The following is a 10,516-nucleotide window of genomic DNA, read 5'->3' as shown; positions in this document are numbered from 1 at the left end:
GGTTCACCTCTTCCAAAGTCGCACGAAAAGCGGCAATCAAATCCGTCGGTAAATCACGCAAAAAACCGACAGTATCGGCCAGGAGAATGGCTTCGTGCCCCGCTACCTGCAACCGCCGTATGGCCGGATCGAGTGTCGCAAAAAGGCGATCCGCAGCGTAACTGGAACTTTCCGTGAGGGCGTTGAAAAGGGAGGATTTACCGGCGTTGGTATAACCGACCAGGGCAACCGTCGGCAGGGGTGCCCGCTGCCGCGCCCGCCGTTGTGTTGCCCGATGCGCTGCCACCTTGACCAGACGTCCGCGCAGAGAAAGAATACGCTCGCCGATGAGGCGACGGTCTGTTTCCAGCTGGGTTTCACCCGGCCCCCTCAACCCGATGCCGCCGCGCTGGCGTTCCAGATGAGTCCAACCACGGATGAGACGTGTCCGCAAACGCGTCAGTTGCGCGAGCTCCACCTGCAATTTGCCTTCATGGGTGCGCGCTCGCCGCGCAAAAATATCGAGGATAAGACCTACCCGGTCGATGACCCGGCATTGGAGGGTCCGCTCCAGATTGCGCTCCTGCACCGGGCTCAAAATCCGGTCGAAAAGAACGAGATCCACAGACAATTCTGAGACCCGCTCCGCAAGCTCCGCCACCTTGCCACGCCCCAGAAAAGTCGCCGGATCAGGACGACTGCGCTGAACGGAAAGTAGTTCTAATACGTCCGCACCACTATCCGTGGCCAGATGAAAAAACTCTGCCCCATCGTCGGGATCCGCCTCACCATGTAATACAACATGGACGAGGAGAACCCTCTCCTGGGGCGCGGCCACAGCAACAGCGGTATTCGCCAGAATCAGGCCTCTTCTTCAGTACTGCCCTCACCTTCAGCTTCCGGCAAGGGCAAACGCACATCGCGACCAGGAACCACCGTAGAAATAGCGTGCTTATAAATCATCTGACTCACATTATTGCGAAGCAATACAACGAACTGGTCAAAGGACTCCACAAAGCCTTGCAGCTTGATACCATTCACCAGATAGATGGCGACAGGAACGTGCTCTTTACGCAACAGATTGAGAAAAGGATCCTGAAGGATCTGTCCTTTTTGTTGTCCGGCCATTTTTTATCTCCTTAGACTATAACTTCATGGCGCTTTTAGGGTAGTGAAAAAGCCTGCGGGACTCCTTGCACTGCACGGCAGTTAGACTAACTCAAAAGCAAACCGAATGCCATGCTTGTGCAGCCTCGATACGCTACGTCGGCTTGGGGTTGGGCAGCCATCAACCTTTGTTATGAATTGACCTGTAGCACGCTTCCCATTACGTTAGATGCAAAGCCAGCCGTGAAAAGTGATCCCGGGCCATTCCGCTCCATTAACCTAAAGCGGAAGACCGCGACAGGGATTTTTCCCAGGCAGCCCCCCAGAGACCCTCAGCTTCAGCGGACGACCCGGTGGTCGTCGCCCCTGAACATGAACAAGGAGACGGAACCGTGGAAAAGACGACCATCAACGACAAGGCGCTCCGTGCCCGCGTTAAACTGCTCGGCAACCTGCTGGGCGAAGTCCTGCGCGAGCAAGCCGGATCCCGTGTATTCAACGCGGTAGAACAGCTTCGCCAGGGATACATTCGCCTACACAAGCGGGAGGATGTTCGTCTCCGTGAGCGGCTCGCCCGCTTTATCGATGCCCTCCCCCAAGACGATCTGGTTCTGGTCATCCGCGCGTTTAACACTTACTTTAGTTTGGTCAATATCGCCGAAGAAGAGTTCCAGCACCTACACCGCCGCCGCCTGCTCCAAAAAAGAGACGCGTTGTGGACTGGCTCCTTCGAGGAAACCTTCCGCGAATTGCAAAGACAGGGTATTAACCCTGGACAGATACAATTCCTCCTGGATCAGATTCGCTACTTGCCGGTATTCACAGCACACCCCACGGAGTCCAAGCGACGGACCGTCCTCCATGGCCTACGCCGCATTTTTGTGACCAGTAAAATGCTCGACGACCCCACCCTCAATGACGAGGAAGAACAGGAAGTGATTGACAACCTGCGGGCGCAAATCCAGATTCTCTGGGAAACCGAAGAGGTGCGCGCCAACAAACCGCAAGTACAGGACGAAGTTGAAAACGGTCTGTTTTACTTCCGGGATAGCCTTTTTGAGGCGGTACCGCGCACCTATCGGGCAGCACGCCGGGCCGCACGCCGAGTTTTTGCGAATGATGATATCGATATCCCTGCCTTCATCCGCTTTGGTTCCTGGATCGGGGGAGACCGGGACGGCAACCCTAATGTCACCGCGGCCATTACCGGTTGGGCCTTGCGTACCCAGAGCATTGAAGTATTGAGAGAATACCAGCAGCGTCTGAGCGACCTCTACCAGTTGCTTGGGCACTCCAGCCGCTTCTGCGCCATCTCTCCCGTTTTACTCGCCTCACTGGAGCGAGATGCAGACGATTTCCCGGAACTTGCTGAGTGGGTAGACCAGCGTTTTCCCAGTGAACCCTATCGCCGTAAACTGCGTTACATGATGACCCGCCTCGACTTGCGTCTGCGCCAATTAGAAAACGGCCAGGTCATGAATGAGTCCGCCGGCCCTGCCTATGCCGCCGCGGAGGACTTCCTCGATGATCTCTTGCTGGTGCGCGACTCGCTGCGTGGTCACAACGATGAGTATATCGCCGACAACGAGGTTCAGGAGATCATCTGGCTGGTCCAAACCTTTGGCTTCCACTTGGCCAATTTGGATATTCGTCAAGAATCCGCCGTACATTCCCGTACCATCGCCGAGCTTTTCGCCGGGATACCCGGCTTTGCCAACTACCTGGAACTCCCCGAAGAAGCGCGCCTGCTGGCTCTGTCCGATGCATTGCGTCGTCCCGGCCCACGAGTGGAACAGCAACCTGATCTGTCCCCGATGGCTGCGGAAACCTGCGCCATGTTCCGCTGTATCGCGCAATTACGGCGTGAAGTCAGTGCCTCTGGTTTTGGCAACTACGTGATCTCCATGACCCACGAAGCGAGCCACATCATGGAGGTGCTGGTACTCGCCAAAGAATTCGGCCTGGCGGGTTGGTCGCGACAGGGGCTCTACAGCGAGATTGCCATAACCCCACTTTTTGAGACAATTCATGATCTCGAGCGTATGGACACGGTGATGTCCACCCTGCTGGACAATCCGGTTTATACCGAAATCCTCCGCAGTCAGGACGACACTCAGGAGGTCATGCTGGGATATTCGGACTCCTGCAAGGATGGCGGCATCCTCGCTTCCAGTTGGTCCCTGTATCAGGCGCAAATACGGCTGGCTGCCCTGGCAGACAAGCGACGGATTCAGGTGCGCGTCTTCCACGGCCGCGGCGGCAGCGTGGGGCGCGGTGGCGGCCCCACCTACGAAGCCATTCTGGCTCAGCCGCCGGATACGGTACGCGGTCAAATCAAGATTACCGAGCAGGGCGAGGTGCTTTCCTTTAAATATGCCAATCTGGAGACGGCCGTTTATGAACTGACCGTGGGCACGGCAGGCCTCATCAAGGCGAGCATGGGTCTGGTCCGGTCCGTATCTAGTGATAAACCGGACCACCTGCGGATTATGGCAGAACTGACCCGCACCGGAGAGGCGGTTTACCGCGACCTGACCGAAAACACGCCGGGCTTCATGGATTATTTCTACGAGGCCACCCCGCTTAACGAAATTGCCCACATGAATATCGGATCGCGGCCCTCCCATCGCCAGCGCGGGGACCGTTCCATGTCTTCTATCCGCGCTATCCCATGGATTTTTGCCTGGGCCCAATCGCGGCATGTTCTGCCGGCCTGGTACGGGCTGGGTTCGGCGCTCGCCCAGTGGCGTGGGGACAAGCCGGAGCGCTTGCAGGCTTTACGGGACATGTACCGACAGTGGCCATTCTTTCGGGCGCTCATGGGCAACATCGCCATGGCCATGGCCAAAACGGATATGGCTATCGCCGGCGAATATGCCGGTTTACCCAAAGATCAGGAGCTCGCCGCCGGAATATATCAGAAAATTCGCGCCGAATTTGAGCGCAGCCTGGCCGAGATGCTCGTCATGACCGGATTAGAGCAACTGCTCGCCGACAATCCGACCCTGGCATTTTCCCTGCAACGGCGCAATGTGTACATGGAGCCACTCAACCATATTCAGCTCGCCTTGCTGCGTCGTTATCGCAACGATGATGCACCGCCTGAGTTCCGCGAGATATGGCTGGACCCCCTGTTGCGCACCATCAATGCTATTTCTGCCGGACAACGCAACACCGGGTAAGGAGGAAAGTGCGTGTCTCTGCCAGAATTAATTCTCGCGTCCACCAGTCCTTACCGCCAGGAATTATTGCAACGCCTGCAACTCTCGTTCCGCGTGGAGGCTTCGGCGGTCGATGAAACCCCTTTACCGGGCGAGGCGCCAGAGGCTCTCGTCTGTCGGCTCGCAGAGGCCAAGGCGCAAGCCGTGGCGCGCCGCAATCCCCAGGCAGCGGTCATCGGCGCCGACCAGATGGCGGTCTGCGGTACCCGCATTCTCGGCAAACCGGGGAATGCCGAACGGGCCGTGGAACAACTGGAGTGGATGCAGGGTCAGACCGTCGAATTTCTCAACGGCATTGCCATTGTCGCCGCATCCGGCACAGAAATACTCCTGGTACCCTATCGGATCGTCCTACGCCCACTGACAAGGATGGAGATTGAGCGCTATGTGGAGCGAGACCAGCCACTGGATTGCGCCGGAAGTTTCCGCTCCGAGGGACTAGGCATCAGTCTGGTGGAGCGCATGGAAGGAGAAGACCCCCACGCACTGATGGGATTGCCGCTGATCGCTCTCTGCCGGGCATTGCGCAAACTCGGCTACCCGCTACCATAACCCCATGAAAGGATGTTAAAAAGGGGCATTGCAGTGATGCCCCTCCGATTGCGCAAAGCAACTGGCTTAGCCCCAGCTATCTCCGCCGTCATCCAGTCCGAAGTCGTCATTGGACGCCAACTGGTCGTTGCCCCAGGAGCCGTCCGTCAAACCCAGATCATTGTTGCTGCTATCACTGGCGGCATTACCCGATTCATTGCCGTGTCCAAACAAACTTCCGGCCAGTGCTTGCCCGGCTGCCAGTCCGGCGCCCACACCAACACCAGTGGCAATACCGGAGGCCAGACTGGACCCCAGCCCACCCCCCTGCTGCGGCATGCCGCCCATGGCTCCGCCGGGATTCATGGGACCATTGGGACCATAACCGTTCATGCCCCCGAAAGGCCCGGAAGGCTGCCCGCGGTACATCATGCCCACCTGCCGGCGGCGGCGCAAAAACATGGATATTAGCGCAATGAGCGCAACAAGACCCAGGAAAAACGCCAGCACTGTACCCCAGTGACTTTCTTTGCTGACTTTACCGACCGGTTTATTCACATGACTCTGCAATGACTTCTTAAAAGAGGTCAGCACCTGCGGTTTCACAAAGGGCATGCCGGGTGCAAGTTGCTCGGATTTCTGCAAGGCCGCTGCCGCCCCGGCCCAGTTACCCTGCCGCGCCAAAATACGCGCTTCCAGATACTGCGCTTCTGCAGATTGCGGATGAGCAACCAATACTTCCTGCATCATGCTTTGCGCCTGATCCAGGCGACCAGCCTGCACAGCCTGCGTGACTTGCGCTACACTGGGCTCAGCCCACGCTGCCGGTGCAGCCAACATCAAGGCAATGGCGATGGTTCCAAAAATTTTTAACTGCATACGCTCCTCCAACTAAAATGTTGTGCTTTGAATATGCGGTGAAACCTCTGTCTAAATCAAGAGGCTTCACACACCGTGTTCAGCAGGCAACTTTGACCGCGTTACCCTGCCGCTGGTTCCCTGCAGTTGCATGAGAAAAATGCCGACAAGGTTTGACAGCAGGCAATATTATCGCCATTATACTGACCGGTCGGTATAGGCTCGTGAGAGGTGTTGTTGTGCAAAAACCATTGCCAAGACCCATTGCTGCGGCGCTGGCGACCGTGCTGGCGGGGAGCCTGGCGGCCTGTAGCTTTGAGCCGCCGCTGCGTGTTCCCCAGGCGCCGCCGGACAAAACACCCTATACGGCTGGTGCGAGCATCAAACAAACGGTGGCGCCCGGTGGTCCTGCTGGCCACGCTCAGGAGATTGAGTACGGCAAAGAACTGCATGAGGAGTGGTGGAAACTCTTTCACTCAAAAGTGCTCGACAAGTTAATCGCCGCGGGCCTGAAAAACAGTCCGACCATCGCTCAGGCTCAGGCACAGTTGAAACAGGCTCAGGCCACCGCGCGCGTGAATTCCAGTATTTTCTACCCGCAGATAACGGGCAATCTCCAGGCTAATCGGAGCAAGTCCAGTTCAGCGGCCTTTGGGGGAAGCGGCGGCTTTCACTACTCTCTGATCACCGGAAGCGTCGGCGTTTCCTACTACCCGGATATTTTCGGCGTTAATCGTCTGGTCTACCGCAACAGTGAAGCCTTGGTGAAGTATCAACAGTGGGAACTGGAAGCAGCGCGACTGACCCTGACCGGCAATATCGTCACCACCGCTATCAGTGAGGCGGCAACGGAAGGTCAGGTCCGCGCCACCATGGCCATCGTCGCCCAGGAAAAAAAGCTTCTGGAGCTTACGGAGAACCAGTACCGGGCAGGAGCCATCGGCTATGTCAGCGTGGTGAACCAGCGCAGTCAGCTGGCGACCGAAATGGCGACCTTGCCAGCGCTGGAGCAGCAACTCGCCGTCTATCGTCATGAGCTCGCCATTTTGGTGGGAGACTTTCCTGCGAACGCCAAACGCCAACTCTTTACCCTCGAAGCGTTGCAACTCCCGGAGAAGTTACCGGTAAGCCTCCCCTCGCAATTATTGAAGCAGCGTCCGGATATTCGCGCTGCTCTCGCGCAGATGCGGGCGGCGAATGCGGTCATCGGTGAGGCACGGGCGCAGTTTTATCCTACCGTCCAACTCAGCGCCGCATTCGGCGCCACAGCGAGTCACCCGGGGCTGTTTTTTAACCCTGCCAGCAGCATTTGGAGTCTGGTGGGCGCCATGTCGCAACCGATCTTTGAAGGCGGCAAGCTGGAGGCACAGAAGGCCGAAGCGCACGCCGCTTATGACGTAGTGTATGCCGCTTACAGAAGCACAGTGCTCAGCGCCTTTGATCAGGTAGCGAATGCCCTGCGCGCGGTGGAGCATGATGCACAGACTCTTGCGGCGCAGCGAGAGGCGCTCCAGGCAGCCGCGCAGGCATTGCAACTGGCCCAGGCGAGTTACCGGGCGGGAGCCTCTGATTATCTCACCCTGCTGACCTCCGAAGTACAGTATGACAACGCCCGGATTGCTGAAATCAGGGCTGAGTCGCAGCGCTATCAGGATACTGCGGCTCTGCTCGTCGCTCTGGGTGGTGGCTGGTGGAACAAAACGGGACCTCAGGCACCCACTACCAGCGCCCCACAAAACTCCCATTCAGATGCCGGCACATTGCCGGTAACGCCGGCTAACCCATGAGCCATTATACATTCAGCACAGCCATCCGCCGTGGAGACTGGTCATGAAAAAAGCGTTTATTGTTGTAATCATCCTCCTGATCATTGTTTTTGGTGGTATTTTTGGCTTCAAGGCCTTCGTCAACAAGAAGATTTCCGAGGCTATGGCGCACCTGCCAAAACCCGTCGTGACCGTCAGCGCCACAGCGGCCAAGATAGAACTTTGGCATCCCCGCCTGCAGGCCGTAGCTTCTCTGGCGGCTGTGCAAGGGGTGGATATCACCCCGCAGATAGCCGGTAATGTGACCGCCATTCATTTTCATTCTGGTCAATATGTCCGGGCAGGCACCGTGCTGGTGCAGATTGACGACAGCAACCAGCTTGCTCAGCTGGCGAGCGATGAAGCACAACTTCGTCTGGCACAGATCAATCTACACCGGACCCGCGAACTGATTACCACCAAAGCCGCCAGCCAATCGCAGCTGGATTCCGCTGTGGCCACGTATCAAAGTAGTGTGGCTACGCTTAAAGACATTCATGCGACCCTGAATAAGTTGGCCATCCGCGCGCCCTTCAGCGGTTATCTGGGCATCCGCCAGGTGAATATCGGGCAATATCTCACACCCGGTACCAAGATTGTCGACCTGCAATCCTGGGATCCGCTGCATGCGAATTTCACCCTGCCGCAAAGTGAGCTACAGGACATTCATGTGGATACACCGGTGCAAATGGAGACTGATGCGCTCCCCGGTCAGATTTTTGGCGGGAAAGTCACCGCGTTGGGGGCTTCGGTGAATAGTACGACGCGACAAATTGATGTGCAGGCCACCATTGCCAATCCGAAAAGTGTATTGCGCCCCGGACTTTTTGGCGAACTCACGGTAGTCCGCGATGTCGAGGAAAAGGTGTTGACGGTGCCCGTCTCCGCTCTTTCATATAACACCTTCGGTGATTATGTGTATGTGATCGAAAAGAATACTCAGGATGGCAAGACCGTGGAAGTCGCCCGTCAACAAATCATCAAGCCTGGCAAGGAGCGCAACGGACAAGTGAGTATCGTCTCTGGCCTTAAAGCGGGCGATATGGTCATCACTGCCGGGCAGGTAAAACTGGTGGACGGTAGTCTCGTCAAGATCAGCGACGAGAAAGAAGCGTGAGGCGCAGAACATGACTTTTACCGATATTTTTGTTCGCCGCCCGGTACTGGCCACCGCCCTTAGCCTCATCATTTTTCTGCTGGGTTTGCATGCCTATTCGAAGATGACTGTCCGCGAGTATCCGGCTCTCGTTAACACGGTCGTCACCGTAACCACCGCGTATCCCGGAGCCAGCCCGAATATCGTACAAGGCTTCATCACCTCGCGCTTGGAAAAAGTGATTGCCAGCGCACCGGATATAAACTACATGACCTCCAACAGTTCGGAGGGTAGTTCGACCATTACCGTGTACATGAAGCTGAATTACAGCCCCAGTGCGGCGGTCGCCAACATTCAATCGAAAGTGCAACAGGTGACGGATCAGTTGCCGACGGGTAGTCAATTACCGGTTATCAACGTAACGGTCGGTGACACGACGGACCTGATGTATGTCGCCTTCTACAGCAAAGAACTCAGTCAGCAGCAAATTACCGACTTCCTGCTGCGTGTAGCACAGCCGCGACTGGCCTCGGTACATGGCGTAGGCCAGGCACAGATACTGCCGCCGGGCGCTGGCAACGGGAATACCTATGCGATGCGGGTGTGGTTGAATCCACAGAAGATGGCGGCATTGGGCATTACCGCCGCGCAGGTTTCACAAGCGTTAATCGCGAACGATTTTATCTCCGCAGTCGGACAAACGCGGGGGAAGACGGTACAAAACACCATTGTCGCGACCACTAATCTGCATAATGTGGATGAATTCCGCAATCTGGTTCTGCGTCAGTCTGGTAACACCCTCATCCGGCTCAAAGATGTGGCCACAGTAGAACTCGGTGCACAGGATTACACCTCTCAGGCCTTTTTTGATGGTAAACCGGCAGCATTCATCGGTATTCAGGAGTCGCCTTCGGCCAACTCTCTGGATGTAGCTTCCGGGGTAAAAACATCGCTGGCCCAGTTGTCAAAAAGCCTGCCGCCCGGCATGAACATGGCGATTCCTTATGACGCCAGCACCTTCATCAAGGCCTCTATCGACGAAGTCGTCCTAACCATTGGAATTACGCTTGCAGTGGTGGTGCTGGTAATTTTCCTCTTCATGGGTTCATTCCGTGCGGTGCTCATACCCGCGATCGCCATCCCGCTGTCCATCGTGGGCGCAGGTCTGATCACCTGGTCTATGGGCTTCACCATCAACCTGCTGACCCTGTTGGCAGTGGTTTTGGCCATCGGGCTGGTAGTAGACGATGCCATTATCGTTGTTGAAAATGTGCTCCGGCATATGGATGAAGGAAAAACGCCTTTTGAAGCGGCTTTAATGACTGGGCGGGAGCTGGGAGGGCCGATCATCGTCATGTCCACCACGCTCGTCGCCGTATTCGCCCCCATCGGATTTATGGGGGGGCTGACGGGGAGTCTGTTTGGTGAATTCGCGTTTACGCTGGTGGCTGCGGTTTTAATATCCATGATCGTAGCATTGACGTTATCACCGATGCTCTCCAGCAAGATATTGCGCCCGACAAGGGAACATGGCTTTGATCACTTTATCGAGCAGCGCTTCACTGCTCTGCGTAATTTCTACGACCATATCTTGGGTGGCACACTGAATTATGTGCCAGTCACCATGCTCTTTGCCGCGGTAGTGTTTGGGAGTATCTACTTTCTGTTTAGTACCTCGAAATCAGAATTAGCGCCAGCGGAAGATCAGGGCATTATTTTTAATGCGGGCACGGGCAGCCCGACAATTACACCGGATCGACTGGCCCATTATGGAAAACAGATTCTAAAGGTGTTGGATAAATATCCCGAGAAAAAGGCAACCTTCATGGTCACAGGTATTTCGGTAGGTAGCGGCGGCGGCTCAAACAGCCTGTTCGCCGGCATGCGCCTGACAAACTGGAATAAACGTTCCACGACGG

Annotated in this window: 8 protein-coding genes; 5 read left to right on the top strand and 3 right to left on the bottom strand. The window is 56.3% G+C overall.

What is annotated here, in order from left to right:
- Both hflX and hfq read right to left on the bottom strand, forming a co-directional pair.
- Nucleotides 1–817: GTPase HflX (gene hflX / locus AC2VNK_RS02185; RefSeq protein WP_486882647.1), on the bottom strand; the 817-nt coding region annotated here is incomplete at its 3' end.
- 23 nt (nt 818–840) lie between these two features.
- Nucleotides 841–1,107 carry an RNA chaperone Hfq gene (gene hfq, locus AC2VNK_RS02180; protein WP_291524166.1) on the bottom strand — a complete coding sequence of 89 codons (267 nt, stop codon included), beginning with the start codon at nt 1,105–1,107 and terminating at the stop codon, nt 841–843.
- Between the two features lie 371 nt (nt 1,108–1,478).
- On the opposite strand from hfq, the gene ppc reads away from it, so the two are divergent.
- Nucleotides 1,479–4,268 (top strand): phosphoenolpyruvate carboxylase, encoded by a 2,790-nt coding sequence (gene ppc / locus AC2VNK_RS02175; RefSeq protein WP_291524168.1) that lies wholly within the window; start codon nt 1,479–1,481, stop codon nt 4,266–4,268.
- Between the two features lie 12 nt (nt 4,269–4,280).
- Complete coding sequence (locus tag AC2VNK_RS02170) at nt 4,281–4,859, top strand: Maf family protein (RefSeq protein WP_291524170.1); 579 nt, start codon at nt 4,281–4,283, stop codon at nt 4,857–4,859.
- Nucleotides 4,860–4,925: 66 nt separating this feature from the next.
- On the opposite strand, the gene AC2VNK_RS02165 is transcribed toward AC2VNK_RS02170, so the two are convergent.
- Entirely contained in the window at nt 4,926–5,717 is a 792-nt protein-coding gene (locus AC2VNK_RS02165; protein ID WP_291524172.1) for a tetratricopeptide repeat protein, read from the bottom strand.
- Nucleotides 5,718–5,935: 218 nt separating this feature from the next.
- On the opposite strand from AC2VNK_RS02165, the gene AC2VNK_RS02160 reads away from it, so the two are divergent.
- The 3 genes from AC2VNK_RS02160 to AC2VNK_RS02150 form a co-directional block, all read left to right on the top strand.
- Nucleotides 5,936–7,483, top strand: coding sequence for an efflux transporter outer membrane subunit (locus AC2VNK_RS02160; protein WP_486882646.1), 1,548 nt, complete (start codon nt 5,936–5,938; stop codon nt 7,481–7,483).
- A gap of 43 nt (nt 7,484–7,526) precedes the next feature.
- The gene (locus AC2VNK_RS02155; protein WP_486882645.1) at nt 7,527–8,618 is read left to right on the top strand and encodes an efflux RND transporter periplasmic adaptor subunit; all 1,092 of its coding nucleotides are present in this window, start codon (nt 7,527–7,529) and stop codon (nt 8,616–8,618) included.
- 10 nt (nt 8,619–8,628) lie between these two features.
- Nucleotides 8,629–10,516, top strand: a 1,888-nt coding sequence (locus AC2VNK_RS02150) for an efflux RND transporter permease subunit (protein ID WP_486882644.1), incomplete at its 3' end; no start/stop codon positions are given.

The sequence above is a fragment of the Acidithiobacillus sp. TH-A35 genome (genome assembly GCF_057473505.1).
This window is presented reverse-complemented; position numbering and strand designations above follow the sequence as displayed.